This window comes from Streptomyces sp. NPDC006365 (assembly GCF_042870755.1).
Taxonomy (GTDB): Bacteria; Actinomycetota; Actinomycetes; order Streptomycetales; family Streptomycetaceae; genus Streptomyces; species Streptomyces xiangluensis.
Genome location: NZ_JBIAHS010000001.1, coordinates 806,154 through 832,703 on the forward strand (window position 1 = coordinate 806,154; position 26,550 = coordinate 832,703).

Genomic DNA, 26,550 nt, shown 5'->3' on the forward strand with positions numbered 1-26,550 from the left:
CGCCCCGCGCACGACCGCGTAGAGCTCTGCTCCGCCGTCGTAGCGCTCATTCGCCCTCACGAATCCGTTCTGTCGGCATGGCCGAGAACAGGGGCTTATCCATGCGTGCGTCACATTCCGTACCCTCCGTACATTCCTCACAGCTTTCCCTGCACGGCGTCACCAGGCGATACGGCGACCGCACCGTGCTCGACCAGGTTTCCTTCAGTCTCGCCCCCGGTGAGAAGGCCGGTGTCGTCGGTGACAACGGGGCCGGGAAGTCCACGCTGCTCCGTCTCCTCGCCGGCGAGGAGCGACCCGACGCGGGTGAGATGACCGTGGCCGCGCCCGGCGGGATCGGATACCTCGCCCAGACGCTCAACCTGCCTGCGCAGGCCCGCGTCCAGGACGCCGTCGATCTGGCGCTGGCGGAGCTGCGTGCGCTCGAGGCGGCGCTGCGGCGGGCCGAGGCCGCGCTGGCCGAGGCGCCCGAGGGTGCGGCGCTGGAGAACGCACTCGCCGCGTACGCGCGGCTGACCGAGCAGTACGAGGCTCGCGACGGTTACGGCGCCGACGCCCGCGTGGATGCCGCGCTGCACGGGCTCGGTCTGCCGGGGCTGCCCCGGGACCGGCGGCTGGGGACGCTCTCCGGCGGTGAGCGGTCGCGGCTGGCGCTGGCCGCGACGCTGGCCTCCCGGCCGGAGCTGCTGCTGCTCGACGAGCCGACCAACGACCTCGACGACCGGGCCGTGGGCTGGCTGGAGGAGCATCTGCGGGCCCATCGCGGCACCGTCGTCGCCGTCACCCACGACAGGGTGTTCCTGGAACGGATCACCACCACGATCCTGGAGGTCGACGGCGGTCGCGTCTCCCGGCACGGCAACGGCTATGCCGGTTACCGTGCCGCCAAGGCCGCCGAACGCCGGCGGCGGCAGCAGCAGTACGAACAGTGGCGTGCGGAACTCGACCGCAGCCGTCGGCTCGCCGAGGCAGGCGTGGTTCGCCTGGACGGCATCCCGCGCAAGATGCCGAAGGCCTGTTTCGGGCACGGCGGGTTCCGTATGCGCGGTCGTGCCCACGGCGCGATGAGCCGTATCCGCAACGCCAAGGAGCGCGTCGAGCGGCTCACCGCGAACCCGGTGACGCCGCCGCCGGATCCGCTGTCCTTCATGGGCCGTATCGCCACCGCGGGCGGGCAGGGCGGGGCGCCGGCCGCGGAACTCGACGGTGTGGTCGTGGAGGGGCGGCTGTGCGTGCCGGAGCTGCGGCTCGGCCCGGCCGAGCGGCTGCTGGTCACCGGCCCCAACGGCGCAGGCAAAAGCACCCTGCTACGAGTCCTGGCCGGGGAACTGCTGCCGGACACAGGCGCGGTAAGTGTGCCCGGGCGAGTGGGGCACCTGCGGCAGGAGGAGTCGCCGTGGGCGCCGGAACTGACCGTGCTGGAGGCGTTCTCCCAAGGCCGCACCGGTGACCGGGAGGAGCACGCCGACCGGCTGCTGTCACTCGGTCTGTTCGACCCGGAGGCGTTGCGACTGCGCGTCGGGGAGCTGTCGTACGGGCAGCGGCGCCGAGTCGAGCTGGCCCGGCTGGTCAGTGAGCCGGTGGACCTGCTCCTGCTGGACGAACCCACCAACCACCTCTCGCCGGCACTCGTGGAGGAACTGGAGGAAGCGCTGGCCGGCTACGCGGGCGCGCTGGTGATGGTCACCCACGACCGTCGGATACGGGCGCGGTTCACCGGCTCCCGGCTGGAACTGCGCGAGGGAGCCGTCGCCGTCGGGCGCTGAACAACCCAGCCCGTCTGGGGGCGCCCCCAGCGGTAGCTGGGGGAGTTCGAGGACAAGGCCGTTCAGGCCGAAGGGGTTCTGGGGGCGCAGCCCCCAGCGGGGTCCAGGGCTCGGCCCCTGGCGGGGGCCCTGGCGGAGCCCCAGAAGGATGGGACGGATAGGGGCGGCGGGGGCGAAAACCGCAGCAAGCCGCCCGCCGCGGAGCCGGGTCGCGGTCTGCTCAGCGGAACGAGTCCGTAGGCGGATCCGATGCGCCCCCTGATGCTCAATGCCATGTTCCGACGGCAGGCATCAGGAGGTCACGCACGATGACGACGGGTGAGGGAGCGCTCGACTCCAAGGGCGCCGGCCGAGGAGGCCGCAGACCGGCCGGCCGGCAAGGCCGGCAGCCCGGTCGCCAGGACTGGTCGTCCTGGCCCCACTACGACGACGCGGCGACCGGCTTCCGCGGCTACTGGTATCCGGTCACCTGGTCCAGCCACATCACCGGCAAACCGCTCCCGTTCACGATCTGCGGCGAGAAGGTCACGCTGATCCGCGACGGCGGCACGGCATACGCGTTGCACAACCGCTGCCCCCACCGCGGTGTGCCACTGTCCGAGGGCAACCAGCAGTTCCCCGGCACGGTCAGTTGCCCGTACCACGGCTGGACGTTCGACCTGCCCACCGGCAAGCTGAGCGCGGTCATCACCGACGGCCCCGACTGCCGGCTGACCGGCAAGGTCGAGGTGAAGACGTACCCCGTCGAGGAACGCCTCGGCATGGTGTGGGTGTACATCGCTGTCGCCGACGAGGAGCCGCCTTCGATCGACGAGCAGCTTCCCGAGGAGCTCGTCTCCAACGGCTTCGTCATGGGCGGCCGCATCGAACCCCGCGGCGGCAACTGGCGGTTCGCCTGCGAGAACGGCTTCGACGAGGGCCACGCCAAGTACCTGCACCGCACGGCTCTTTGGCGGCTGTTCAAGCCGATGCCGACCTGGAACATCACCCGGATCGTGCCCAAGGGCCGCTGGATCTTCCGGGTGCAGGACGAGGTCCACTGGGATGCCGACTTCCCTGGCGTCGGCCGCTGGTCCAACAAGCGCTGGTGGAAGCTCCAGCCGCCCAAGGAGACCTTCAACATCGGCAACACCGGCAAGGCCGACAAGATCAACCCGACGATCGAGGCCCAGGAGTTCCCCGGCTTCGCGTCCCTGTCGATGCCGGGCGTGCTGCGCATCGCCTACCCCAACTTCATCCACTACGAGTTCTACGTCCCGGTCGACGCGGACAACCACCGCTACGTCGGGGTGATGGTCAACTTCACCGAGGGCTGGCAGACCCTGGGGTTCTACGCCAAGTACCTGGGCGCCATCCGCTGGCTGTTCCACGGCCAGTTCTCCGGCCAGGACGCCTGGATGGTCGACGTCACCGACGCACCCCCGGAGAAGCTCTACCGCCCCGACATCTCGCTGACCGCCTGGCGGAACCTCAGCGAGGAGGAGTACGGCAAGAGGCTCGCCGCGGTCGGCGTCGCCGGACCCGTCAACGAACAGTCCGTCGGACCCGTCAACGAAAAGAAGGGATGATCATGGGGCGTACCCTGCTCACCCTGCTGGCCGGAGCCGCGATCGCCATCGCGTTCCCCCTGGCCAAGCGGCGCTTCGAGCGCTCCACGATGACCCAGGTCCACAGGATCAACCAATGAGCGGCGGTCAGCCGACGGGCCTGGCCGGGCTCGACGACAAACGCAGCGCCTGGGTCCTGGAGGCCTGGCGGTACGTCACCCGGGACCGGCTGCGTGATCTGATCATGGGGCTCGTCGACATCCCGAGCCCGACAGGCGACGAGGGCCCACTCGCCGCGCACATCGCGGACACACTGAAGGCCGCAGGATGCCACGCCACGGTCCAGCCCCTCGACGACCGCCAGGCCAACGCCTGGTCCCGGCTCGACGGCGACGGCACCGGCCCCGACCTCATGCTCTACGCGCCCATCGACACCCTGACCGTGGGGGACGAGAGCGAGGATCTCCCCTGGATCGGCCCGGAGTTGCGTGACGACATGCGCCCGCAGGCCACCGTCTACGACGACCTGGTCGTCGGCCTCGGGGCCTCCAACCCCAAGGGCCACGCCGCCTGCGTGATGATGGCCGCCGAGGCGATCACCGCCGCCGGGGTCCCGCTCACCGGCGACCTGGTCGCCGCGTTCGGGGCGGGCGGCATGCCCACCAACGCCCGGCCGGTGGGCACCCGGCACAACACCGGGCAGGGCGTGGGCTGTTCGTACCTCCTCGAGCAGGGGGTGTGGACCGACTACGCGCTCATCGCCAAGCCCGGCTGGACGGTCTCCTGGGACGAGGTCGGCCTCGCCTGGTTCGAGGTCACCGTCCGCGGCACGCACACCTACGTCGGCTCGCGTCACCGCCTTCCGTACGACAACGCCATCGCCCGCGCCGGCGAGGTTGCCCGGCACCTGGAGGAGTGGTTCGTCGAATACGCCGACCGCCACACCGACGGCACCGTCGCACCGCAGGGCATCGTCTCCTCCGTACGCGGCGGCTGGCCCCGCATGGCCGCGGTCACCCCGGCCGCCTGCACCCTCAGGGTGGACCTGCGTATCAGCCCCGACACGACCCCGATGCAGGCCAAGCGGGAGTTCGCAGCCGCGTTGGAGGCCATCCGGGACAAGGTTCCCGGACTCGACGTCACCGCCGAGATGATCCTGGCGATCCCCGGGACGCGAACCGATCCGGGCAGCTGGGTCTTCCGCAGTGCGGCGGCCGGCTGGGAGGCCTTCGAGGGACGCGAGCACGAGGTGATCCGCGGCAACAGCGGCGCCACCGACGCCAACATCCTGCGCGGTCGCGGCATCCCCACCGTGCGGGTCGGCATGCCGAAGGTCCCGGCAGACGAGGCGCCCTTCGAGATCGACTTCGCCCGGGGGATGAACACCGTCTCCGTACGGGCCATGGAGAAGCTGACGCGTCATCTGGTCCGTACGGCCGTCGACACCGTCACCCGCTCCCGCGCCGAACTGCACCAGCTGGAAGGAGAGCCGGCATGACCGAGATCGTCCTCGGGGTGGGTGCGTCGCACAGCACGCTGATGAACACCCACTGGGAGGAGACCTTCCACAAGGACCGCGCCGAACGGTTCCGTGACGCACTGCGCTCGGCGCGCGACGAACTCGCCGCGGTCCGCCCCGACACGGCGATCCTGGTCGGCTCCAACCACTTCCGGGGCTTCTGGCTGGACCTCATCCCCAGCTTCACGATCGGCGTGGGGGAGTGCATCGCCAGCGGCGAGTCCGGCACCCCCGAAGGACCGCAGCCGGTGGACGTGCCGCTGGCCCGGCACATCGCGGGCTCCCTTGTCGAAGGCGGCCGTTTCGACGTGGCTTTCTCCGCCCGGCTGCAGATCGACCACGGCCAGTCGCACGCGATCCAGTACCTGCTCGACGGTCTGGACGACGTGGAGATCGTGCCGCTCGTCGTGAACGTCTTCGCGCCTCCGCTGCCGACCCTTGACCGCTGCGAGCAGCTGGGCCGGGCGATCCGGGACGCCGTGCTCGCCTTCCCCGAGGGCCGCCGGGTCGCCGTCATCGGCTCCGGCGGACTCTCGCACCGGCTGCCCTGGCCGGACTGGCGCGATCCGCGGGGCGACGACGAGGAGTTCATGGTCGGCGCCTGGCTGAACGGCCGGGACGACTGGCAGGACTACGACGCCCGCCGCCGCGAGATCATCCGGGCCGCCGAGGCGGCGCTCAACCCCGAGTTCGACGACGAGTTCCTGTCCCTGGTGGAGCGCGGCCAGACGCACCGCATCACCGAGTACACCACCGAGACGCTGGAGAAGACGGCGGGCAACGGAGCGCAGGAGCTGCGCACCTGGCTGCTCACGGCGGCCCTGCTCGACCACGCACCCGCCCGCCGACTGGCGTACGAGCCCATGCCCGAGTGGCTCACCGGCATGGCCGTCGCCGTCCTCGACCCCGCACGCACCACCCAGGAAAGGCAGCCATGAGCATCTGGACCGAACTGTCGGGCATCGACTACCGGCACGCATACGTCGACGCCGGCGGCATCAAGACCCGCGCGCTGCAGGCGGGCCCCGAGGACGGCGAGCACGTGGTGTTCCTGCACGGCACGACCGGCCACCTGGAGGCGTTCGTACGGAACATCCCGGCGCACGCCGAGCGCTACCGCTGCCACGCCGTCGACATGCTGGGCCACGGATACACCGGCAAGCCGGACCGCCCCGGCGAAATCCCCGCCTACGTCGAGCACTTGATGGCCTACCTGGACGCGGTGGGAGCCGAACGCGCCCACCTGGTCGGCGAGTCGCTGGGCGGCTGGGTCTCGTCCTGGGCGGCGAGCGAGTACCCCGACCGGGTCGCCTCCCTGCAACTGCTGTGCATGGGCGGTACGAAGGTCAACCCGACGGTGATGGAGCGGCTGAAGACCTCGACGCGGGCCGCCGCGCTGGAGGGCGACATCTCCCTCACCCGGGACCGGCTGCGCCTGCTGTGGGCCGACTGGGACGAGGACCTCGGGGACGAGCTGACCCAGGTGCGGTACGAGATCTACCACCAGCCCGAATTCCAGCGGAACCTGCACAACCTGCTGGCCCTGCAGGAGGTCGACACCCGCGAACGCAACCTGCTCCGGCCGGACCGTATGGCCAGGATCAAGGCTCCCACCCTCGTGGTGTGGGCCAACAAGAACCCGTTCGGGGACGTCCCGGAGGCCGAAGCCATCGCCGCCGCCATCCCCGGCGCCCGTCTGGAGATCTTCAACGATTGCGGGCACTGGCCGCAGCACGAGAAGGCCGACCTCTACAACCCGCTCAGCCTGGCGTTCCTCGCCGAGGCGCGATAGCGGACCGGGGCGGGCCCCCTCCGGCGCCGGGCGCGCCGTCCCGTCCGGCGTTCGCGGTCACCGCGAATTAACAGCCCGGCTCATAGCCATGATCAAGGCAGTCATGGTTCCGTGGAGGGCCAGTTCCAGCCACGTACGCACCGCGTTCTCCGGAAGGCAATGGATTGATCGGGAGGTTCTCCCCATGACCGTCACCTCGGTCGGCCACACCGGCATCGGACCCGTCGGATCCGCGATTCCTCGCCCTGCTCCCTGCCCAGACCCGATGAACTCCGTTCTGGGCAAGGTCAGACCCATTCTGGAGGCGTTCACCGCCGAGGACAGCGCCCTCTCGCTGGCCGAGCTGGTGCGCCGCACCGGGGTGGCCAAGGCCACCGTGCACCGGCTCGCCCAGGAGTTGGTCGTCTGGGGGCTGCTGGAGCGGGCGGGCTGCGACTACCGGCTCGGACTGCGCCTGTTCGAGATCGGCCAGCGCGTGCACCGGCAGCGGATCCTGCGTGAGGTGGCACAGCCGTACATGGAGGATCTGCTGCTGGCCACGCAGGAGACGATCCACTTCGCCATCCACGACAGCCTCGACGTGGTGTACCTGGAGAAGATCCTGCCGCACCGCGGGCTGAACGAGGAGTCCCGGGTGGCGGGCCGCCTGCCGCTGTACTGCACGGCCACCGGCAAGGCGATTCTGGCCTTCTCCCCGCCCACCCTCTTCGCCGAAGTCGTCAGGAACGGGCTGAAACCGTTCACCCGCCACACGGTCACCTCGCCGGGCCGGCTGCGGACCCAGCTGGAGCGGATCCGGGCGGAGGGCATCGCGGTCGAGGCCGAGGAGATCCGCCTGGGCTACACGAGCATGGCCGTGCCGGTCTTCGGCAGCCAGTCCACGCTCGTCGGCGCGCTGTCCATCACCGGGCCGACCTACCGCATGGACCTGTCCGGGCACGCCACCGCGCTGCGCACCGCGGCCCTGGGAATCAGCCGGTCGCTGCGGTGACCGCGCTACTGGACGAGGTGCTCTCCCGGGCCCGGAAGCTGATCGGTGAGTGGGAGAGCGAGGACTGCGGCGTGCTGGGCGCGAAGGACTTCTGCCGGTACGCCGCCGCACTCAACGACATGGACTACATCCGCCGGGCCCGCGCCCAGGAGGCGGCCGGTGAGCAGGTCGTCGCCCCCGCCCTGTTCCTGGCCGGGACGCTGAGCTGGGAGGACGGCCCGGCCGAGGACGAACTGCGCCCGGACGGGCTGGCCGTACGGGAGTCGCCCTGCACCCAGGGCCTACCGGTACGCCAGGTGCACGGCGGGCAGTCGGTCCGACTGGGCCGCCCACTGGTCGCGGGCACCCGCGTCACCGCCGCCCGCGCGGTCACCTCGGCCGACCAACGGCGCGGCAGGTCGGGCGAGTTCGTACTGCTCGGCGTCACCACCCGCTTCACCGCTGAGGACGGAGAGGACCTTATGACCGTGGACGAGACGATCGTCGTCCTGGACGGCGTGGTGGACGGCCTCCCGGGCGAGAAGAGCGCCGAGAAGGACGATGAGAGCGGGGCAGCCGCATGACGTCGGCCCTCGTCGCCGGGCAGGTCTGCCCGCCGCGCGTGTACGCGCACAGCAGGGTGCAGCTGTTCCGGTTCAGCGCAGTGTCGTGGAACTCCCATCGCATCCACTACGACGCCGAGTTCGCCGCCTCGGAGGGCTTCCCGGACGTGGTCGTCCAGTCCACCCTGCACGGCGAGACGCTCAGCCGGTATGCGCTGGAGTGGGCCGGGCCGGAAGCCCGCCTGGAGTCCGTGAGCTGGCGCAACCGGGCGACCGCCGTGGCCGGCGAGAAGCTCACCTGGACCGCGACGGTGCGTACGACCGAGCCCTGCGACGGGGGAGTGAGGGTGACGCTCGACGTCTCCGTCCTCAAGGACGGCGGCACTCCCTGCGTCACAGGGCACGTCGGACTCACTTGGCGTTCTGCTCGTACCAGCCCTTCAGCAGAGAAGTCCCCAGGTCCGGCGACTTCTTGATCAGGTTCTGGGCGAGGAGGAAGTCGACGATCTTCTTCGACTCGGCGACATCCGTGTCGTTGATACCGCGGGCGGCGAAGGTGATCTCCGGCAGTACCTTCTTCGTCTGCGCCACGGGGAGTTTGACCTGTTCGTTGGAGGCCTCCGCCGCGGCGTCGAGGTCGTCGGTGACGAGCTTGTCCGCGGCGGCCACCACCTTGAAGATCTTACCGGCGGCCTCTTCGTTGTCCTTGAGCCAGCTCTGGTCGGCCAGCAGCCACTGCTTGTACGTCACCCCGAAGTCACCGATGCGCCCGGCGATATGACCGCCCTCCGCGTCGCCCTTCGCCGCCCACGGTTCGAACAGGATGTACGCGTCGATCGAGCCCTGCTGCAGCATGCCCGGGATCTCCGGCGGCGAACTCTGCGGGATCTTCACCGACTTCGGATCGATTCCGTTGTGCCGCAGATACTGGTGCGTCGCGTACAGGCCGAGCCCGCCGATCGACGCCATGGTCTTGATCTGCTTCGGGGAGTCGATGCCGTCGCGCAGGACGACCTTGAGGTAGCGGCCGGAGGACTGGAAGACGCCGAGAGCCCGCAGATCGGGATTGCCGACCATCAGCGGCAGTGCGGTGGAGTCGGCGTTGGCCGCGATCTGCGCCGTGCCCGCCGACACCGCCTCGGAGGCTGCCGGACCGCCCTCGGTCTTCACCAACTCGACGTTGACGCCCGCCTCCTTGAACATGCCGCGCTCCATGGCCAGATAGAACGGGGCGTACGAGGCGTCGACACCGAGGGCTACGCGTACCGTCGGCTGCCCCGCCGACGACACCCCCGCCGAGTCCGTCGTACCGGCCGTGCAGGCCGTGGTGAGGACCAGCGCCGCGCAGGCGGCGGTCATGCTGCTGAGCCTGATCCCGGCTCGTGGCTTTCTGTCCGTGTACATAGGTGCCCTCCCATGGCGGGAAATCGTCGGACGCCGACCATCCCAGTGCCGCCCGGGCGGGCATAAGCGAAGCGTCTTGCTCACCGGACCGAACTCATTGGGCGGTATCAGAGCCGTCCATACGCTCCCGGAGCATGAGCGTACTTTCCGACGTGCCGGTGAGCACGGACCTCTCGCGCCGGATCGAGACCGACGTCCTGATCATCGGCGCCGGGCCCGCGGGCCTCTACGGCACCTACTACGCGGGCTTCCGCGGGCTCCGGGTGGCGGTCATGGACGTCCTGCCCCAGTGCGGCGGCCAGATCAGCGCGATGTACCCGGAAAAGCCCATCTTCGACATCGCCGGGTTCCCGTCGGTGCGCGGCCGCGACCTGGTCGGCAACCTGGTCGCACAGGCCGAGCCGTACGGGCCCGTCTACCTCCTCGGCCATCGCGCGGTCGAGCTCTCCCACGACGCGGACGGACATCCCGTCGTACGCAGCGACCAGGGGACCACGGTCCACGCCGGAGCCGTCGTCATCACCGGGGGAGTGGGGACGTTCACTCCCAGACCCCTCCCGGCGGGCGACGCCTACCTCGGCCGTGGCCAGGTCTACTTCGTACCGGACCCCGCCGACCACGCCGGCCACGACGTGGTGGTCGTCGGCGGCGGCGACAGCGCCTTCGACTGGGCGGCGATGCTCGCCCCGGTCGCCCGGTCCGTCAAGCTCGTCCACCGCACCAGCCGGTTCCGCGCCCATCGCGCGACGGTGGAGAAGGTCCGCACCCTCGGCATCGAGATCATCACCGACTCCGAGGTGAGCGCGCTGCACGGCTCCACGCACCTGGAGCAGGCGGAGATCCGGCACCGCGGCGACAAGAGCATCCGCCTCCTGAAGGCACAGACCGTCGTCGCCGCCCTGGGCTTCACCGCCGACCTCGGCCCGCTCAAGGACTGGGGCCTGACCCTCCAGGCCCGGCACATCGCCGTGGACACCCGGATGGCAACGAACATTCCCCGCGTGTTCGCCGCGGGCGACATCACCGACTACCCGGGCAAGGTGCGCCTCATCGCCGTCGGCTTCGGAGAGGTCGCCACCGCCGTGAACAACGCCGCCACCGTCATCGACCCGGAGGCCCAGCTGTTCCCCGGGCACTCCACCGAGAAGGAGAACTGAGATGACGTACGTCATCGGGTCGGCCTGTGTCGACATCATGGACCGGTCCTGCGTCGAGGAATGCCCCGTCGACTGCATCTACGAAGGTGCCCGCAAGCTCTACATCAACCCGACGGAGTGCATCGACTGCGGGGCCTGCGAGGTCGCCTGCCCCGAGCAGGCGATCACCGTCGACCGGCGCGCCGAGCCCGAACACCGCGAGGACAACAAGCAGTTCTTCGAGGTGGTGCTGCCCGGCCGGGCGGAGCCGCTGGGGACACCCGGCGGTGCGAGCGGGGTGGGTCCCGTCGACGCCGAGTCGCCTCTGCTGTCCGGGGCGTCCGGGGCGAGCTCATGACCGCCCCCGAGGTGATCAAGGCCGCGGACACTCTTGTCGAAGCGGGGCGCACGGGTACGGCCTGCCCGCCTGTGCGTTCCCTTCTCGCCGCGGGTGATGTCGAGACCGCCTACGCCGTGCAGCGGGTGAACGTCGAGCGTGGCGTGGCCGCCGGGCGGCGGGTCGTGGGCCGGAAGATCGGGCTGACGTCACCGGCCGTGCAGGCCCAACTCGGCGTGGAACAGCCGGACTTCGGGGCACTGTTCGCGGACATGGCGGTCCCGGAGGGTGGCCGGGTGGCGGCTGGACGGCTGCTGCAGCCGAAAGTGGAGGCGGAGGTTGCCGTGGTCCTGGGCGCGGATCTGCCGCACCGCGAATGCACGGTGGCCGATGTGCTGCGGGCGACCGACTTCGCGCTTCCCGCGCTGGAGATCGTGGACAGCCGGATCGCCGACTGGGACATCAGCCTTGTGGACACCGTCGCGGACAACGCCTCCAGCGGCCTGTTCGTGCTCGGCGGTACGCCGGTGCCGCTGATGGGCCTGGATCTGCGCGGCGTGCGGATGACGATGACCCGCGGCGGTGAGCCGGTCTCCCAGGGAACCGGTGCCGACTGCCTCGGCGGCCCGCTGAACGCGGCCGTCTGGCTGGCCTCGACGCTGGCGGGCATGGGGGATCCGCTGCGTGCCGGGGATGTGGTGCTGACCGGAGCGCTGGGGCCGATGGCCGTGGCGACGCCCGGCGATCGGTTCGAGGCGCGTATCAGTCAACTGGGCCGGGTGGCGGTCGAGTTCGCGATGGAGGGAGACAGGTCGTGAGTATCCGCACCAAGGTGGCCGTGATCGGCTCGGGCAACATCGGCACCGACCTCATGATCAAGGTGCTGCGGCTGTCGGAGAGCCTGGAGATGGCGGCGATGGCCGGTATCGACCCGGACTCCGACGGCTTGGCGCGCGCCCGCCGCCTGAAGGTCGCCACCACCCACGAGGGCGTGGACGGGCTGGTCACCATGGATGAGTTCGCAGACGTGCAGATCGTCTTCGACGCCACCTCGGCCGGTGCCCACCGCCGCCATGACGAGGTGCTGCGCGGTCTCGGGCGCACGGTGGTCGACCTGACCCCGGCCGCAATCGGCCCGTACGTGGTGCCGCCGGTCAACGCGGACACCCACCTGGACGGCCCGAACGTCAACATGGTCACCTGCGGCGGGCAGGCCACCATCCCGATCGTGGCCGCGGTCTCGGCCGTCACCCCGGTGCACTACGGGGAAATCGTCGCCTCCATCGCCTCCCGCTCGGCGGGGCCGGGCACGCGGGCGAACATCGACGAGTTCACCGAGACCACCGCGTCCGCGATCGAGAAGGTGGGTGGCGCGGCCCGCGGCAAGGCGATCATCGTCCTCAACCCCGCCGAACCACCGCTGATCATGCGGGACACGGTGCACTGCCTTGTCTCCGAGTGCGACGAGCAGGCCGTCACCGCCTCGATCGAAGCCATGATCGGACGGGTGCAGGCGTACGTGCCCGGCTACCGCCTCAAACAGAAGGTCCAGTTCGAGGAGGCCGCCGCCGACGACCCCCTGCGTGCGCTGGTGCCCGCCGGCTCCGCGCCGGTGAAGGTGTCGGTGTTCCTGGAGGTGGAGGGCGCCGCTCACTACCTGCCCGCCTACGCCGGCAACCTCGACATCATGACCTCGGCCGCGCTGCGCACCGCGGAACGCCTGGCCGCCCACCGCACCCGTGAGGTGACCGCGCGATGACCCCGACCCCGGCCCTGTACCTCCAGGACGTGACGCTGCGGGACGGCATGCACGCCATCCGGCACCGCTACACCGTCGAGCAGGCCCGCACCATCGCCACCGCCCTGGACACCGCAGGCGTCGCCGCGATCGAGATCGCGCACGGCGACGGCCTCGCGGGCTCCAGCATCACCTACGGCGTCGGCGCCCACACCGACTGGGAATGGATCGAAGCGGTCACCGACGCGGTACGGCAGGCGACTCCGACCACCTTGCTGCTGCCCGGCATCGGCACCGTCCACGACCTCGAACAAGCCCACGCCCTCGGTATCCGCTCCGTCCGCATCGCCACGCACTGCACCGAGGCCGACATCGCCGCCCAACACATCGCCGCCGCACGGGAGTTGGGCATGGATGTGGCCGGGTTCCTGATGATGTCCCACATGGCGGAGCCCGCCGAACTCGCCCGCCAGGCGAAGCTGATGGAGTCCTACGGCGCGCACTGCGTATACGTCACCGACTCCGGCGGCCGGCTCACCATGGACGGCGTACGGGACCGCTTCCGCGCCTACCGCGACGTCCTCGACCCCGGCACCGAACTCGGCATCCACGCCCACCACAACCTGGCCCTGGGGGTGGCCAACAGCGTGGTCGCCGTCGAGAACGGCTGCACCCGCGTCGACGCCTCGTTGGCCGGGCAGGGCGCCGGCGCCGGAAACTGCCCGCTGGAGGCCTTCATCGCGGTCGCCGACCTGATGGGCTGGCAGCACGGCTGCGAACTGTTCCCGCTGATGGACGCCGCCGACGACCTCGTACGCCCCCTCCAGGACCGCCCCGTTCGCGTCGACCGCGAAACCCTCAGCCTCGGCTATGCCGGGGTGTACTCCAGCTTCCTGCGCCACGCCGAGAGCGCCGCCGCCCGCTACGGCCTGGACACCCGCGCCATCCTCGTGGAGGTCGGACGCCGCGGAATGGTCGGCGGACAGGAAGACATGATCACCGACATCGCCCTGGACCTGGCGGCAGCGGGGGAGCGGGCGTGAGTGCACAACGGATCCCGCTGCGTATCGGGATCCGCGTCCCGCCCTGCGACCGCGCGGACCGCGTCGTCGAGACCGTACGACGAGCGGAGCAACTCGGCTTCGACGACGTCTGGTTCCCGGACTCCCAGCTGCTGTGGCGGGACGTCTTCACCACCCTGACCGCCGCCGCCCTTGGCACCGAACAGATCGGCCTCGGCACGGCGGTCACCAACCTGGCGACCCGCCACCCGGCCGTCGTCGCGTCAGCGGCCCGCAGCGTCGCCGAACTCGCCCCCGGCCGCTTCACCCTCGGCCTGGGCGTGGGCAACAGCTCGGTCGGTCCCATCGGCCTGCGCCAGACCACCTCGGCGGCGATGCGCGAGGGACTCGGCATGCTGCGAACGCTCCTGGACGGCAACGAATGGGACTTCGAGGGAAGGGTCCGCTCCCGACTGCGCGATCCTCAGCCCCAAGTACCCCTGCACCTGGCCGCGAGTGGACCGAACAACCTGCGGCTCGCCGGTGAGATCGCCGACGGCGTGATCCTCCTCAGTGGTGTCTCGCCGAGGACGTTGACGGGAGCTACCGCCCGCGTACGGGAGGGCGCCGAGGCCGCCGGCCGGAACGCCGACGACATCCCCCTGACCGTCTCCGCGTTCTGCGCGGTGACCGACGACATCGAGGCCGAAGCCCGGCTGCTCAAACCCATCTGCGCCTCGATCGCGCAGAACGGCGGAGCGCCCTTCCTCGCCCTCGCCGGGATCGAGGTCGACGTACCCGCGAGGGTCGAAGGCATCTACCCGGACCTCGTGCACGCGGAGGACTGGGACCGGGCAGTCGAGATCTGCTCGGCATGGATCAGCGACGAGAGCGCCCTCCAATTCGCCCGGGAATTCTGCCTGTTCGGCACCGCCGAGCAGATCACCGAACGCCTCCGCGCCCTGCATACCACCTCAGTCACCGGCGTCTTGCTCCAGCACGTCGGTTCGTACGACCCGCCCACCGAACTGATCGAATCCGTCGGCGCCTCGGTGCTGCCGGCGCTCTCCCCTACCGCCTCCCCTCCCACCCCAGCGAAGGCAGGTCACCGATGACGCCCACTCTGCGCAAGGGCTATGTCCCCAGCCCCTTCGGGCAGTTGCACTATGCCGAATGCGGCATGGGCGAGCCCGTACTGATGCTCCACCAGACCCCTCGCTCCTGGACCGAGTACCTCGACGTACTGCCCCTGGTCGGCGCCGAACACCGGGCGATCGCCATGGACACCCTGGGCTTCGGCGCCTCCGCGAAACCCGAGGGGCCGCACACGATCGAGCGGTTCGCGGACGCCGCCGACGCCGTGATCGAGGCGCTGGAGCTGGACCGCTTCCATCTCGTCGGGCACCACACGGGCGGGGTGATCGCGGTCGAACTCGCTGCCCGCCACCAGGACCGGGTCGCGAGCCTCCTGCTGTCCGCGACCTCCTTTGTCGACGAGGAGAAACGGCGTACGGCAGCCACGCGCAAACCCGTCGACCACGTCGACCCGAAACCCGACGGCTCGCACCTGCTGGAGCTGTGGAACCGGCGCCGAGGCTTCTACCAGGAAGGGGAGGAGGCCGCGCTCAACCGGTTCATGGTCGACGCGCTGACTGTCCTCGACCGCGTGGAGGAGGGCCACGAAGCGGTGCGGCGCTACGTGATGGACGAACGCCTGCCCCACATCACCGCCCGTACGCTGGCGGTCTGCGCCTCGGGTGACCACTACTCGCTGCCCGGACTGGAGAAGTTCGCCGCGAGGCTCGGATGCGAGACCCGCGTCCTGTCCGGCGGCCATGTCCCGTTCCCGGAGCAACAGCCCGAGCCGTTCTCGAAGGTCGTCCTGGAATGGGTGGCGGCGACCACGTAGCCCGATCGTTCGCGGCCGCCGATACCCCGTCACTTGAGGCCTGTCCTCGGTCACTCGAGGCCGATGTGCGCACCCGGCCCGAGCGGCAGATCGAATCCGTAGAAGATCCCCAGGATCGCCAGCCACACCACCATGAACGGCACCACGAAGACGGCGAGCCGGGAGATCAGGGTGCCGAGCCGGGCCTCAGGCTCGTACTGGCGGAGCATGGCCAGGATGAGGAAGACGTACGGGTTCATCGGGGTGATGGCGCCCGTCGCGGAGTCGCCGATACGGAAGGCCGCCTGGCTGAGCGCCGGGCTCATGCCCATCAGCATGAACGCGGGGACGAAGACGGGGCCGACAAGGGACCACAGGGCCGAGCCGGAGACGATGAAGAGGTTGAGGCAGGAGGCCAGCAGGACGAACACGACGATCGCCCAGAAGCCGGTCACTCCCGTGGAGTTGAACAGCGCGGCGGCCTTCACCGCCAGCAGCACCCCGACGTTGGACCAGGTGAACAGCGCGATGACCTGCGCGGCCACGAACATCATGACGATGTAGCCGGACATGTTCTTCACCGAGTCGGTCACGGCGGTCACCGCGTCCTCGGTGCTGGTGACCTTCTTGACCGTGATGCCGTAGGTGAGTCCCGCCAGCAGGAAGGCCCCGAAGAGGACCGGGACGATGCCGCTGAGGAGCGGCGAGGGTACGAAGGCCCCGCCCTCACCGCGCAGCGGCGCGCCGGGCGGCAGCCACAGGGTGAGGACCGCGCCGAGGTAGAGCAGGACGACCAGGCCTGTGTAGAGCAGACCTCGGCGCTGGACGGGCGTGAGGGCGAGGCTGTGCTGCTCGGGCTCGTCGGCGGAGGGCTCGTACGTGCCCAGTCGTGGCTCGAGGACGCGGCTGATGAGGAATCCGCCGAGCAGGGCCAGCACGATGCTGCTCGCCGCGGTGAAGAAGTAGTTGATCAGCAGATGGATGTCGAGTCCGTCGGCGGCCGGGAGCACCGAGGCCGCCTGCTGGGTGATCCCGACGTACAGGGCGTCGAGCGAGCCGATGGTGAAGCCGGCGGAATACCCCGCCGTCACGCAGGCGAAGCCGCCGATGAGACCCGCGACGGGGTGACGTCCGGCGCTCTTGAAGACCAGAGCGGCCAGCGGCGGCAGCACGATCGCGGCGACGTCGCTCATCATGTGCGCCTGGCTGGCGATGAGCGCCACCGCGTACGGCAGCACGGCGCGCGGCACCCGGGCCAGCGTGGCCCGCATCAGGGTCTCCAGCAAGCCCACCTTCTCCGCGAGCCCGACCACCATGATCAGGACCAGTACGGCACCGATCGGCGGGAAGGTCGCGAAGTTGGGGATCAGGTTCTCCACCAGCCAGCGCACTCCCTCGCCGGTGAACAGTCCGGCGATCGGCTTGGTGTCGTCGGTGCCGGGGACGTCGACGGAGACATCGGCGAGGGCGAGGGCGGTGGAGACGAGACCCAGGATCACGAAGAGCGAGGCGAACAGGACGATCGGGTTGGGCAGGGCGTTGCCCGCCCGCTCGATCAGCGAGAGCACCCGGTCGAGGGTGCCGCGCCGCTCGGGGTCCGGGGATTTGCTGTCCGGCGTGGGGAGGCCGGTCAATGAGGAGGACATCAGGGCTGCCTTCCGGTCGGGGCCGCTGGGAGCAGGTCCTTGCGGATCACGCCGTCCTGGACGACGCAGACGATGTTGGCGGGATCGCCGAGGACGCCGATGTCCGTGAGCGGATCGCCGTCGCAGATGACGAGATCGGCGGTGCGGCCGGCCGTGAGCGTGCCCAACCGGTCGGCGACGCCGAGGAGTTCGGCGGAGGTGCGGGTGCCGGCGACGATGGCGGCCATCGGGTCCATGCCCAGGTCCACCAGATAGCTGAGCTCCATCAGGTTCACACCGTGCGGACCGACGGCGGCGTCGGTGCCCAGCGCGATCCGGGCGCCGTACGCGATGGCCCGGGCGATGTTCTCCTTGGTCAGCCCGGACCAGCGGACCTTCTTCTGGTAGTGGTAGTCCGGCATCGTGTCCTTGTTGATGCCGGCGTACACGGTGGACAGCGTCGGTACGACGAAGGTGCCGCGCTCGCCCGCCATCTCCAGGGCCCGCTCGTCCAGGCCGTAGCCGTGCTCGATGCTGGTGACACCGCCCCGGATGGCGTTGACGATGCCCGCGTTGCCCTGGGCGTGCGCGGCGACCGGCTTGCCCCCGTGCCGCCGGGCCTCGTCCACGACGGCCCGGATCTCCTCCTCCAGGAGGCCCTCGTCGTCGGGCTGGTCGTACGGGCTGCCCATGCCGCCCGTGGCGCAGATCTTCACCAGGTCGGCGCCGTCCCGCAGGACACGACGCACGGCGAGCCGGGCCGCGTCGGCCGTGTCCGCGATCTCCGACATGGCCGCGCTCAGATCGGTGCCGTCGGGCAGGCGTACGTCGGCGTGACCACCGGTGTGGCTGATGATCCGTACGGCCGTGTGCAGCCGGGGGCCCACGATCCGGCCGGTCTCGACGGCGGTGCGGTAGCCCGCGGAGAGACCACCCACGTCACGGGCCGTGGTGATGCCCGCGTCGAGGGTCTGCCGCATCCGTGTGGCCGTGTCCAAGGTGACCAGAACGGGGTCGAGTTCGGCGCGACGACCGGGTGGCGAGCCCTGCGCGTAGGCGAGATGGACATGGCAGTCGAAGAACCCGGGCAGTACCGTGCGGCCCCCAGCGTCGATGGTCTGCGTCGGGGTGGTGTCCTCGGGCTCCGTCGCGGCGGGGCCGGCGTAGGTGATGGTTCCCTCTGCGTCGATGACAACGACGGCGTCGTCCACGGGGGTTGCCCCCGTGCCGTCGATGAGCCGGGCGTTGCGGACGCGCAGGGCGGTCCTTGTGGTCTCCTGCTTCGTGGGGTCCGTCATGGTGGGCGGAATCACTCCTCCGGTCTCGGGAAACAAGCGAATGGAGTGTGGAATGCAGAAGAAAACGCCGTGTCACAGTGCAGCATTCGGCCTCGATCCCGCTGAACCGCGCAGGAATGCGCCGCCCGGAGGAGCGCAGGATCGTGCCACCCGGGAACTGGGCGAGATGGATGAGCTGGACCGTGCCGTCGTGCACGCGCTCCAGATCCGCCCCCGGGCCTCCTGGACGCTGATCGGCGACGTGCTCGGCGTCAACCCCGTGACGGCGGCCCGGCGTTGGCGGCGCCTGGAAGAGGCAGGTCTGGCCTGGGTGACGGCCTATCCACGGCTGTCCGACTCCCGGATCGTGGTGAGCGGGGTGGTGGAGGTCGACACGGAGCCCGGCGCGGCTCAGGACGTGGCCCAGGCCCTCGCGACGGAGTCCGCCGTGGCGAACCTGAAGCTCATGGCGGGCGGCCGCGACCTGGTGGCCACGGTGCACGCCCGGGACCTCGGCGAACTCGCCCGCCTCACCACATACTTGTTCCAGACGACACCGGGTGTACGGGCCACCCGTACCCATGTGTCGACGGGCGTGCCCACCGAGGGCAGCCGTTGGAGGCTGCGCAGCCTGGACTCGCTCCAGTGCGCCAGGATCGAGGCGGCCCTGCCCGCGCCACCCGCCGCGGTCGAACCCACAGGATGGGATGGCCTCGACGTGCGGCTCATGGAACTGCTGGGCACCGACGGCCGGATGTCCCTGCGTGAACTGGCGGCGGTGACCGAAGCGGGCCTGACAACGGTCCGCCGCAGACTCCACTCGCTGCTCGCCACACGGGTGAGCCTGCGCTGCGACCTGGCCCGCCCCCTGTCCGGCTGGCCGCTGTCCGCGGTGTACTTCGCGTCCGTACCCGGCCAGTACCTGGCGGAGACCGTCCGGGTGCTGTCCGGTGTGCGGGAGGTCCGGTCGTGCGCGATCACGGCGGGACCCCACAACCTCGTCATCGACGTCTGGCTGCGTGAGCTGGCCGACGTGCACACCTTCGAGGCACACCTCTCCCGCCGCCTGCCACGCCTGACCATCGGCGACCGGTCCGTGGTCCTGCGCACGGTCAAGCACATGGGCCGGCTGCTGGACGGTGACGGCCGCTGCGTGGGCGTCGTACCGCTGCGGAACCCACACGGCCCTGAGCCGTCCGCCTCAGATCCGGACCTCTCCGTGGGATAGCGGGAGCCCGTACACGCGGCAGGCGTTGTCGCGCCCCATCCACCTGCTCATCCGAAGCGCGTCGGGCAGGCTCAGTTCGTCGGCGTCCACCCGGTCCTGAAGCAGCCCCACCAGGCCGTGCCGGAAGGCCAGGGCGCCGAGATGGTAGAACTCCGCGACTCCGTAGGCGTCGGAGCTGTAGAGCAGTTTGCGGAACGGGGTGATCTCCAGCGCCTCCTCGAGGATCGCCCGGGCCCGCGCCGGGCCGACGTAGTGCAGGGTGAGGCCGACGTCGAGGTACACCTGCTCGAAGACCGTCGCCAGGTAAGCGGCCTGGCGCTGATAGGGCCAGCAGTGCAGGAGCAGCACCGGAACGGTGCCCGAGGCCAGGTGCAGCCAGTCGGTCAGCAGGGTCGGATCCACCCGGTGCATCCGGATGTCGCTGTCCCCGAAGCCGGTGTGCAGCTGGAGCGGCAGTCCGAGGTCCACGGCGGTCCACAACAAGTGCCGTACGAGGACCGGGTCGTCCAGCCGGCCGCCGCGGGCGAGCCACCGCCGGGCCGCCTCAGTGACCTCCGCGTCCGAGGGACGGACCGGGTCCAGGTCGAATCCGGTGCGGTAGGCGGCCACCGACTTCACCGCGACGACGCCCGGCCGCCGTACGGCATCCCACGCGGCCGCCCGGAAGACGTCCGCGTACGCGTCCGGCTCGACCCCCTCGGCCGCCACTGCCTCGGCGACGCTCTCCAGCCGTACGACCTCGTACGCGGCCCCGCCCACGACCGCGGCCAGCTCCCGCGGCGTGGTGAGGCGATCCTGGGCGAACCCGGTGTCCACACAGAAGACGTCCGTGCCCGCGGCGGCGAGAAAGCGCCTGTCGACCTCACGCCGGCCCAGTTCGGCCCGCCGGGCGAGGTACTCCTCGGGCGGCGCGTGGCGTGGAAGGTCCAGCAGGGGAGCGCAGTGGCGGCGGACGGCCAAGCCCACCGGGCTGTCGAACGGCGAGATCCCGGGCCACGTCCCGCCCTCGGTGATCAGCGACTCGAAGCCCTCGCGGTCCGGGTCGGCGGTGACGACACCGTGGCAGTGGTGGTCCACCAACCGCAGCGCGGCGAGCGTCTCTTGGACGGGTCCGGCGCTCATGTCAGTACTTCCAGCGGTACGCCGCCGCCACCTGCCCGTCGTCCAGCCCGGCCACCGCCGCGATCTCGCCGAGGCGCACCGCGATCACGGCGTCGGCCAGGACCGGTCCCAGCGCGGCGCGGAGCAGCTCGTCCTTGCGGAACTCCTCGACGGCCTCGTCCAGCGACGTCGGAAGTCGGCGCACGCCTCGGCCCGCCGCTTCCTCGGCGGTGAACCGCGCCGGATCTCCGGTGATCTCGTCGGGCAGGGCCGCGGACGAGTCCAGGCCGTCGAGTCCGGCGGTGATGAGGCAGCCGAGCGCGAGGTACGGGTTGGCTGCGAGGTCGACCGGCTTCACCTCCAGGTTCGCCGCCTGGTCGCGATGGCCCGCCGTGCCGGTGATGACGCGTACCGCGGATTCGCGGGTCTCGCGGCCCCAGGCGGTGAACACCCCTGCCCACTGCGAGGGTTTGAGCCGCAGATAGCCGGCCGGGCTCGGCGCGGTCACGGCCGTCAGCGCCGGCAGATGCGCGAGCAGGCCGGCGGCGAACGACTCCGCCTCTGCCGTCATGCCGTACCGGCCCTCGCCGCCGGAGTGCAGGTTCACCCCGTCGCGCCAGGCGGAGAGATGGACGTGGCCGCCGTTGCCGACGCCTTCGGCGAAGACGGCCGGTGCGAACGAGACCTTGAGGCCGTGGCGCTGGGTCACCGCCCGGATGGTCTGCCGTACCAGCACGCTCCGGTCGGCCGCGGCCACCGGGTCGAGCGCTCCCACCGAGATCTCGAACTGACCGGCCGCGTACTCGGGGTGGAGCTGGTCGACGTCGACGCCCTGGGCGGCCAGTGCGGCCATCAACTCGGCGGTGCAGTCGCTCAGTTCGACCTGGCGGGTGGCGCTGTAGGCCGGGCCCGAGGTCACGGGAACGAAGTCGTCGTCGAGGACCGATCCGTGACCGGCCGATGCCCGACCGGCCGATCCCCGACCGACCGACCACTCGATCTCGATGCTCGCCTTGAAGGTGATCCCGTGGTGCTCGGCGGCGTCGGCGATGATCCGGCGCAGGAAGGTGCGGCTGCACCCAGGGTGCCGGTCGCCCTCCTGGGTGATGCGGTCCACCGGGGCCCATGCCCAGCCGGGCTGTCCGGACAGGACGACCAGGTGGTCGAGGTCGGGGTAGAGGCGAAGGTCGCCGTCCGGTGATCCGAGTACGTCCGTGGAGACGATGGAGTCGTTCGCCAGGAAGGTGTCGAACACCGGTGACATGCCGACGCCCCACGCGGCGGCCGAGGCGAGCCGGGCCGGCGGGATCGTCTTCACCCGGCCGATGCCCGCGGTGTCGACGTAGGACAGGACGACGCCGTGTACGTCCCGCCCGGACAGCTCCGCGCTCAGCGCGGTGGCCCGCTCGACGTCGCCCGGGCGCCCGCCGGGAACGGGATCGGCAAGGGTGGTCATACGTCCTCCTCGGCGAGGTTCCTTTGATGCTCACGTAGATACCGCACCCGGACAACTCGCCCTGGCCGGCCTGAGGTATGGTCTCCCACCGGTCAGTAACAAAACCGAACGGTTGCCTGCCGTTACGGGGAGTGTCGGAGGGCCGCAACACGATGGAATCCCAGCTTGGCGACGGCTCATCCGTGGACCTGGACGACACGCGGCTCGAGGCGCTGAACGCGCAGCCGCTGCTGACCCGTGACTACGAGACGCGCCCCGCCCTCGTCTACGAACGGCTGAGGCAGCAGCACGGCCCCGTCGCGCCCGTCGATCTGCTCGGTGTGCCCGCCTGGCTGGTGCTGGGATATCGCGAGTCCCTCCAGGTGCTCCAGGACGACGACGGCTGGCCGAAGGGCCTGGAGAACTGGCGGGCCCGGTCGGAGGGCCGGGTGCCGGCCGACTGGCCGCTCGGGCCCTCCTTGGAGGTCAACCATGTGCTGATTCAGGGCGGTTCGGGCTACCGGGCGCTGCGGTCGGCGTGGGACGTGGCGCTCAAGCCGTTCCAGGACCCGCGCCATCCGCAGGCGAAGCGCCTCAGGACGGCAGTCACCGCGTACGCCGACGAGCTGATCACCCTCATCGCGCAGGGCGGCGCCACGGGTGTGGCGGACCTGTCCGCGCAGTTCTCGCGACCGCTGCCGCTGATGGTGGCCAGCCAACTGCTGGGCTTTCCCGGCTCGCAGGGCGACGACGCCCTGATGGACATGTGGCGTGTGCTGGACGCGGGTCCTGACGCCGAACCCGCGCTGGAGCGGCTGCTGGAGACGCTGGCCGAACTGGCGGCGGCGAAGCTGAAGGAACCGGGGGACGACTTCCCCTCGTACCTGCTGGCCGCGCACCCGGATCTCTCGCTCGACGAGCTGGCCCGTGAGTTGTTCATGCTGCTCGGCATGACGTCCGACCACGTCGGCATCCTCGTCTCCAACACCGTCGTCGAGGTCATCTCGGGTGAGGGCGGGGTGCGGGCCAGCCTGTCCGCCGGGATGGTGAGGGAGGCCATGAACCGGGCTGTCATGCGCAAGCCGCCGCTGGTGAACTTCGTGCCTCGGTTCGCGGCCAGGGACACGCCGCTCGGGAACTACAGGATCCGCGCGGGTGACCCGGTGTGGGTCTCCTCGGCCGCCGCGCACGCCGATCCGCTCTTCGCCGACCATGTGGGCGGGAGCACCACGATCAGCACCCGGGCGCACCTGTCGTGGGGTGCGGGCCGCCGTCAGTGCCCGGTCCCGGCCCGCGAGCTGGCGTCGACCGTCGCGGCGGTGGGCGTGAGCCGGCTGTTCGAGCGGTTCTCCCATCTGGACCTGGCACTCCCGGCCGATCAACTGCCCTGGCGCTCCTCCCCGTTCATGCGCGGCCTGAGGTCGCTGCCCGTACGGTACGAACTCGCCTCGCCGGCCGAGCAACCGCCGGCGGTCGACGCGGAACCCGAGGAGGTTGCCGGGACGGTCGTCGTACGGGATCAGGCGGCACGGCAGCGGTCATCGCTCTGGCGGTACCTGACAGGGCTGATCCGCCCGGGCCGTTGATGCTCCGAGTCGGACTCGCTGTGGGCGGTTGTGGTCGGAACCTGCATGATCGGCGCCGTACATGCCGCCGTACGCCCCTCCTCGACCTCGGCTCGGTCGGCTCGCCGACGAGATCGATGAGGGGCCCGCCAATCGAGCAGCGCAGCTGACGGCGGGCCCCCGTGCTCAGGCGCGTGCCTCGCTGGCCGCAGGTGTCACCTCCCCGGTCTCGCGCACATGGGGCTCGGGTGCCGTGGCCGGTGGGGCGAACATCAGCCGTAGTCCGAGGGCGGCCGCGAGGGTGCCCAGGGCGCACATCGCGGCGGCGCTGACGAAGGCGTGGAATCACTCCATGTGATCTGGCCAGTCTCCCGTTCGCTGACGATCGGTCACCATGGCGCCGCAACGACACCGACGAACCTTTGGCAGGGCGACGACGACGACCCCGGCGACGGCCGTATCCGACCTCGACTTCGCGCGGGCGCTCACGCTCGTGGAGCGGAGCGTCGTATCGAGGCTCGGTGAGGCGCTGAAGGCGGAGGGCGCGACTCTCGAGGAGTGGCGCGTGCTGTCGTTCCTGGGCGACGGCGCCGGCCACGCGATGACGGAGATCGCCGAGTTCGCACTGCTGTCGGCCCTCACCCTGACCAAGGTGGTCGACCGCATGGTGTCCCTCAACCTCGTCCTGCGCCGGGTGGATGACGCGGACCGGCGACGCGTGCTGGTCTTCGCGTCCGAGCGCGGCAACGAGGCGCTCGGGCGCTGGACGGCGGCGGTGGAGCAGGAGCAGGAGGGCATCGTGACGGCCCTCGGCGGCGAGGAGGCGGCACTGCTCAGGACTCTGCTTCAGCGGGCGTGGAGACGCCTGGGTTCCTGAGACGACTGTTGCCCTTGCCGCCCTGGCCTGATGGCTGCGGCTCACGCGTCGTTGCCGCTGGCGAACTTGCCGAAGTCCGGTTCGGGTAGCGCCCCGAAGGGGCGCGGGGCTGTATCAATGTGCGGCTCCGCCGCGATGGGCGTCCCCCGCTCATGGGGGTCCCCGCTCATGGGGTCCCCCCGCTCGAGCGGAGCCGAGAGTGGGGGAGAAGCCGAGAGTGGGGGAGCGACCAGCCACCCACAAACCCGCAGCTTCAAACCGCTCTCCCAGCGGAGCGCCAGCGCACCGACCTCGTGGCACAACACGCGGTTGTCGCTTCCTGGCCGAGCGGTTGTTTGACCGCTCGGCCCCCGCTCGGTTGGATCTCGCTGATCAAAACGCGACGTTGGTCCAGCGAAGTAGCGGGGGTGCACAGGACATGGCGGTCGGGCGCCCGTTGGGGCGGCAGTTCGGATGGCTCTGGGCGGCGTACGCGGTCAGTACGTTCGGCACGCGACTGGCGTTCGACGCGTTCCCCTTGATCGCGATCACGGTGCTGCACGCCGGCCCGGCCGAGGTGTCGGCGCTCGCAGCCACGGGACTGGCCGTCGGCGCGGCGGTAGCGGTGCCGCTCGGCCCCTGGGTGGAGTTCCGCCGCAAGCGCCCTGTGATGGTCGCGATGGACCTGATCCGGTTCGCGGCACTGATGAGCGTCCCGGCCGCCTACGCGCTCGGCCGGCTCGGCTTCGTCCAACTCCTGATCGTGTCGGTCGTCGTCGCCGCGGCCGACATCACCTTCACCACGGCGAGCGGCGCCTGCCTCAAGGCACTGGTACCGCCGGAGAACCTGCTCGTCGCGAACGGGCGGTTCGAGTCCACGACCTGGACCGCCACCGTGCTCGGACCGCCGCTCGGCGGGGCCGCGATCGGGCTGTTCGGCCCGGTGATGACCGTGATCGCCGACGCGGTCAGCTACCTGCTCTCGGCCATGGGTATCCGCGCGATCGGCGGCGGGGAGCCGCGCCCCGCGCGAACCGGCGCACGGGGCCGGCTCAGAGCCGGCGACCTGCTCGAAGGGTGGCGGTACATCCTGGCCCACCCTGCGCTGCGCCCGCTGTTCTTCAACACGATCCTCGTCAGCGGCCTGATCATGGCGACCTCGCCGGTGCTCGCCGTCCTCATGCTCGGTGACCTCGGATTCGCGCCATGGCAGTACGGCCTCGCCTTCGCCGCGCCTTGCGTCGGCGGCCTGATCGGCTCACGACTGGCCCGCCCGCTCGTCGCGCGGTTCGGGCGGCACAGGGTCATGCTCACCGCCGGGACGCTGCGCGCGTGCTGGTTGCTCGGGCTGGCCTTCGTCCGCCCCGGCACCGTTGGACTCGTGCTCGTCATCGCCGTCGAGTTCGGGCTGATCACCAGCATGGGCGTGTTCAACCCCGTGTATGCCACCTACCGGCTGGAACTGACGGCGACGGACCGGGTCGCCCGCACCCTGTCCGCGTGGTCGATCACCAGCAAACTCACCGTCGCGGCCCTGACCGCCCTGTGGGGTCTGCTGGCCGGCTTCACCGGCCCCCGTACCGCGATCGCGATCGCCGGACTCCTGATCCTCACAACGCCGTTCCTCCTGCCTCGGCATGACGACACGTCAGGGCGCCAACCGGAAGGGGTCGGGAGTCGTACTTGACCCGTCGACACTCGTGCCACGGCCGACTCGGCCAGTCAAATCCGATGTATTAGCGGGCGTTTCATCGTTTCAACACCTCGCGGGGGTCACGGCGTCAATGCGCCTCCTGATGACT

Annotated in this window: 25 protein-coding genes; 19 read left to right on the forward strand and 6 right to left on the reverse strand. The window is 70.6% G+C overall.

The annotated features are described in order from the left end of the window. Positions 1-101: 101 nt before the first annotated feature. The 8 genes from ACFYO0_RS03750 (at position 102) to ACFYO0_RS03785 (ending at position 8,633) form a co-directional block, all read left to right on the forward strand. Entirely contained in the window at positions 102-1,766 is a 1,665-nt protein-coding gene (locus ACFYO0_RS03750) for a TlrC/CarA/OleB/SrmB family ABC-F type ribosomal protection protein (RefSeq protein ID WP_388669992.1), read from the forward strand. A gap of 308 nt (positions 1,767-2,074) precedes the next feature. After that, positions 2,075-3,334, forward strand: a complete 1,260-nt coding sequence (locus ACFYO0_RS03755; protein ID WP_388669995.1) for a Rieske 2Fe-2S domain-containing protein — start codon at positions 2,075-2,077, stop codon at positions 3,332-3,334. A gap of 115 nt (positions 3,335-3,449) precedes the next feature. Beyond that, positions 3,450-4,811, forward strand: a complete 1,362-nt coding sequence (locus ACFYO0_RS03760) for a M20 family metallopeptidase (protein ID WP_388669998.1) — start codon at positions 3,450-3,452, stop codon at positions 4,809-4,811. Then, positions 4,808-5,770: a catechol 1,2-dioxygenase gene (locus ACFYO0_RS03765; RefSeq protein WP_388670001.1), complete on the forward strand. Its 963-nt coding sequence runs from the start codon at positions 4,808-4,810 to the stop codon at positions 5,768-5,770. Before ACFYO0_RS03760 ends, ACFYO0_RS03765 begins: the two co-directional genes overlap by 4 nt. Continuing rightward, positions 5,767-6,624 (forward strand): alpha/beta fold hydrolase, encoded by an 858-nt coding sequence (locus ACFYO0_RS03770; protein WP_388670004.1) that lies wholly within the window; start codon positions 5,767-5,769, stop codon positions 6,622-6,624. Before ACFYO0_RS03765 ends, ACFYO0_RS03770 begins: the two co-directional genes overlap by 4 nt. Before the next feature lie 265 nt (positions 6,625-6,889). Beyond that, positions 6,890-7,615 (forward strand): IclR family transcriptional regulator, encoded by a 726-nt coding sequence (locus ACFYO0_RS03775; protein ID WP_388670007.1) that lies wholly within the window; start codon positions 6,890-6,892, stop codon positions 7,613-7,615. Further along, complete coding sequence (locus ACFYO0_RS03780) at positions 7,612-8,178, forward strand: MaoC family dehydratase N-terminal domain-containing protein (protein ID WP_388670010.1); 567 nt, start codon at positions 7,612-7,614, stop codon at positions 8,176-8,178. Before ACFYO0_RS03775 ends, ACFYO0_RS03780 begins: the two co-directional genes overlap by 4 nt. Further along, positions 8,175-8,633, forward strand: coding sequence for an acyl dehydratase (locus ACFYO0_RS03785; protein ID WP_388670014.1), 459 nt, complete (start codon positions 8,175-8,177; stop codon positions 8,631-8,633). The genes ACFYO0_RS03780 and ACFYO0_RS03785 overlap by 4 nt, the downstream gene beginning before the upstream one ends. Here the strand turns inward: ACFYO0_RS03785 and ACFYO0_RS03790 are convergent. Beyond that, positions 8,569-9,516 (reverse strand): ABC transporter substrate-binding protein, encoded by a 948-nt coding sequence (locus ACFYO0_RS03790; protein WP_388670017.1) that lies wholly within the window; start codon positions 9,514-9,516, stop codon positions 8,569-8,571. The genes ACFYO0_RS03785 and ACFYO0_RS03790 overlap by 65 nt on opposite strands. Before the next feature lie 179 nt (positions 9,517-9,695). On the opposite strand from ACFYO0_RS03790, the gene ACFYO0_RS03795 reads away from it, so the two are divergent. Genes ACFYO0_RS03795 through ACFYO0_RS03825 form a run of 7 tightly spaced genes read left to right on the forward strand, consistent with a single transcriptional unit; the run spans position 9,696 to position 15,682 of the window. Continuing rightward, positions 9,696-10,718: an NAD(P)/FAD-dependent oxidoreductase gene (locus ACFYO0_RS03795; RefSeq protein WP_388670020.1), complete on the forward strand. Its 1,023-nt coding sequence runs from the start codon at positions 9,696-9,698 to the stop codon at positions 10,716-10,718. 1 nt (position 10,719) lies between these two features. Beyond that, the gene (gene fdxA, locus ACFYO0_RS03800) at positions 10,720-11,055 is read left to right on the forward strand and encodes a ferredoxin (protein WP_388670023.1); all 336 of its coding nucleotides are present in this window, start codon (positions 10,720-10,722) and stop codon (positions 11,053-11,055) included. Further along, a complete protein-coding gene (mhpD, locus tag ACFYO0_RS03805; RefSeq protein ID WP_388670026.1) occupies positions 11,052-11,852 on the forward strand; it encodes a 2-keto-4-pentenoate hydratase in 801 nt (266 codons plus the stop codon). Before fdxA ends, mhpD begins: the two co-directional genes overlap by 4 nt. A 2-nt stretch (positions 11,853-11,854) precedes the next feature. Then, complete coding sequence (locus tag ACFYO0_RS03810) at positions 11,855-12,793, forward strand: acetaldehyde dehydrogenase (acetylating) (RefSeq protein ID WP_388670862.1); 939 nt, start codon at positions 11,855-11,857, stop codon at positions 12,791-12,793. Next, on the forward strand, positions 12,790-13,815 hold the full coding sequence (dmpG, locus tag ACFYO0_RS03815) for a 4-hydroxy-2-oxovalerate aldolase (RefSeq protein WP_388670029.1): 1,026 nt from the start codon (positions 12,790-12,792) through the stop codon (positions 13,813-13,815). Before ACFYO0_RS03810 ends, dmpG begins: the two co-directional genes overlap by 4 nt. Beyond that, complete coding sequence (locus ACFYO0_RS03820) at positions 13,812-14,888, forward strand: LLM class flavin-dependent oxidoreductase (protein ID WP_388670032.1); 1,077 nt, start codon at positions 13,812-13,814, stop codon at positions 14,886-14,888. The genes dmpG and ACFYO0_RS03820 overlap by 4 nt, the downstream gene beginning before the upstream one ends. Further along, the gene (locus ACFYO0_RS03825; protein ID WP_388670035.1) at positions 14,885-15,682 is read left to right on the forward strand and encodes an alpha/beta fold hydrolase; all 798 of its coding nucleotides are present in this window, start codon (positions 14,885-14,887) and stop codon (positions 15,680-15,682) included. The genes ACFYO0_RS03820 and ACFYO0_RS03825 overlap by 4 nt, the downstream gene beginning before the upstream one ends. 50 nt (positions 15,683-15,732) lie before the next feature. On the opposite strand, the gene ACFYO0_RS03830 is transcribed toward ACFYO0_RS03825, so the two are convergent. Then, positions 15,733-17,307 carry an AbgT family transporter gene (locus tag ACFYO0_RS03830; RefSeq protein WP_388670038.1) on the reverse strand — a complete coding sequence of 525 codons (1,575 nt, stop codon included), beginning with the start codon at positions 17,305-17,307 and terminating at the stop codon, positions 15,733-15,735. After that, positions 17,307-18,584: an amidohydrolase family protein gene (locus ACFYO0_RS03835; RefSeq protein WP_388670041.1), complete on the reverse strand. Its 1,278-nt coding sequence runs from the start codon at positions 18,582-18,584 to the stop codon at positions 17,307-17,309. Before ACFYO0_RS03835 ends, ACFYO0_RS03830 begins: the two co-directional genes overlap by 1 nt. 166 nt (positions 18,585-18,750) lie before the next feature. On the opposite strand from ACFYO0_RS03835, the gene ACFYO0_RS03840 reads away from it, so the two are divergent. After that, complete coding sequence (locus ACFYO0_RS03840) at positions 18,751-19,791, forward strand: Lrp/AsnC family transcriptional regulator (RefSeq protein WP_388670044.1); 1,041 nt, start codon at positions 18,751-18,753, stop codon at positions 19,789-19,791. On the opposite strand, the gene ACFYO0_RS03845 is transcribed toward ACFYO0_RS03840, so the two are convergent. Together ACFYO0_RS03845 and ACFYO0_RS03850 are read right to left on the reverse strand one after the other, a co-directional pair. Further along, positions 19,765-20,913, reverse strand: coding sequence for an amidohydrolase family protein (locus ACFYO0_RS03845; protein ID WP_388670047.1), 1,149 nt, complete (start codon positions 20,911-20,913; stop codon positions 19,765-19,767). The genes ACFYO0_RS03840 and ACFYO0_RS03845 overlap by 27 nt on opposite strands. 1 nt (position 20,914) lies before the next feature. Continuing rightward, a complete protein-coding gene (locus tag ACFYO0_RS03850) occupies positions 20,915-22,348 on the reverse strand; it encodes a glutamine synthetase family protein (RefSeq protein WP_388670050.1) in 1,434 nt (477 codons plus the stop codon). 152 nt (positions 22,349-22,500) lie between these two features. Between ACFYO0_RS03850 and ACFYO0_RS03855 the strand changes: the two genes are divergently transcribed. After that, positions 22,501-23,913 (forward strand): cytochrome, encoded by a 1,413-nt coding sequence (locus ACFYO0_RS03855; RefSeq protein WP_388670053.1) that lies wholly within the window; start codon positions 22,501-22,503, stop codon positions 23,911-23,913. 165 nt (positions 23,914-24,078) lie between these two features. On the opposite strand, the gene ACFYO0_RS03860 is transcribed toward ACFYO0_RS03855, so the two are convergent. Further along, positions 24,079-24,210, reverse strand: coding sequence for a hypothetical protein (locus tag ACFYO0_RS03860; protein WP_388670056.1), 132 nt, complete (start codon positions 24,208-24,210; stop codon positions 24,079-24,081). 76 nt (positions 24,211-24,286) lie between these two features. Between ACFYO0_RS03860 and ACFYO0_RS03865 the strand changes: the two genes are divergently transcribed. After that, positions 24,287-24,769: a MarR family winged helix-turn-helix transcriptional regulator gene (locus ACFYO0_RS03865; RefSeq protein ID WP_388670059.1), complete on the forward strand. Its 483-nt coding sequence runs from the start codon at positions 24,287-24,289 to the stop codon at positions 24,767-24,769. A gap of 418 nt (positions 24,770-25,187) precedes the next feature. Beyond that, positions 25,188-26,435, forward strand: coding sequence for an MFS transporter (locus ACFYO0_RS03870; RefSeq protein WP_388670062.1), 1,248 nt, complete (start codon positions 25,188-25,190; stop codon positions 26,433-26,435). Positions 26,436-26,550 lie beyond the last annotated feature (115 nt).

Excerpts from the sequence above, each read along its gene's own strand:
- ACFYO0_RS03865 (WP_388670059.1), top strand. The coding sequence starts at position 24,287 with ATGGCGCCGCAACGACACCGACGAACCTTTGGCAGGGCGACGACGACG.
- ACFYO0_RS03825 (WP_388670035.1), top strand. The coding sequence starts at position 14,885 with ATGACGCCCACTCTGCGCAAGGGCTATGTCCCCAGCCCCTTCGGGCAG.
- dmpG (WP_388670029.1), top strand. The coding sequence starts at position 12,790 with ATGACCCCGACCCCGGCCCTGTACCTCCAGGACGTGACGCTGCGGGAC.
- ACFYO0_RS03845 (WP_388670047.1), bottom strand. The coding sequence starts at position 20,913 with ATGAGCGCCGGACCCGTCCAAGAGACGCTCGCCGCGCTGCGGTTGGTG.
- ACFYO0_RS03835 (WP_388670041.1), bottom strand. The coding sequence starts at position 18,584 with ATGACGGACCCCACGAAGCAGGAGACCACAAGGACCGCCCTGCGCGTC.
- ACFYO0_RS03830 (WP_388670038.1), bottom strand. The coding sequence starts at position 17,307 with ATGTCCTCCTCATTGACCGGCCTCCCCACGCCGGACAGCAAATCCCCG.
- ACFYO0_RS03850 (WP_388670050.1), bottom strand. The coding sequence starts at position 22,348 with ATGACCACCCTTGCCGATCCCGTTCCCGGCGGGCGCCCGGGCGACGTC.
- ACFYO0_RS03770 (WP_388670004.1), top strand. The coding sequence starts at position 5,767 with ATGAGCATCTGGACCGAACTGTCGGGCATCGACTACCGGCACGCATAC.
- ACFYO0_RS03870 (WP_388670062.1), top strand. The coding sequence starts at position 25,188 with ATGGCGGTCGGGCGCCCGTTGGGGCGGCAGTTCGGATGGCTCTGGGCG.
- ACFYO0_RS03755 (WP_388669995.1), top strand. The coding sequence starts at position 2,075 with ATGACGACGGGTGAGGGAGCGCTCGACTCCAAGGGCGCCGGCCGAGGA.
- ACFYO0_RS03750 (WP_388669992.1), top strand. The coding sequence starts at position 102 with ATGCGTGCGTCACATTCCGTACCCTCCGTACATTCCTCACAGCTTTCC.
- mhpD (WP_388670026.1), top strand. The coding sequence starts at position 11,052 with ATGACCGCCCCCGAGGTGATCAAGGCCGCGGACACTCTTGTCGAAGCG.
- ACFYO0_RS03840 (WP_388670044.1), top strand. The coding sequence starts at position 18,751 with ATGGATGAGCTGGACCGTGCCGTCGTGCACGCGCTCCAGATCCGCCCC.
- ACFYO0_RS03790 (WP_388670017.1), bottom strand. The coding sequence starts at position 9,516 with ATGACCGCCGCCTGCGCGGCGCTGGTCCTCACCACGGCCTGCACGGCC.
- ACFYO0_RS03860 (WP_388670056.1), bottom strand. The coding sequence starts at position 24,210 with ATGTGCGCCCTGGGCACCCTCGCGGCCGCCCTCGGACTACGGCTGATG.
- ACFYO0_RS03765 (WP_388670001.1), top strand. The coding sequence starts at position 4,808 with ATGACCGAGATCGTCCTCGGGGTGGGTGCGTCGCACAGCACGCTGATG.
- ACFYO0_RS03760 (WP_388669998.1), top strand. The coding sequence starts at position 3,450 with ATGAGCGGCGGTCAGCCGACGGGCCTGGCCGGGCTCGACGACAAACGC.
- ACFYO0_RS03855 (WP_388670053.1), top strand. The coding sequence starts at position 22,501 with ATGGAATCCCAGCTTGGCGACGGCTCATCCGTGGACCTGGACGACACG.
- ACFYO0_RS03795 (WP_388670020.1), top strand. The coding sequence starts at position 9,696 with ATGAGCGTACTTTCCGACGTGCCGGTGAGCACGGACCTCTCGCGCCGG.
- fdxA (WP_388670023.1), top strand. The coding sequence starts at position 10,720 with ATGACGTACGTCATCGGGTCGGCCTGTGTCGACATCATGGACCGGTCC.
- ACFYO0_RS03775 (WP_388670007.1), top strand. The coding sequence starts at position 6,890 with ATGAACTCCGTTCTGGGCAAGGTCAGACCCATTCTGGAGGCGTTCACC.
- ACFYO0_RS03785 (WP_388670014.1), top strand. The coding sequence starts at position 8,175 with ATGACGTCGGCCCTCGTCGCCGGGCAGGTCTGCCCGCCGCGCGTGTAC.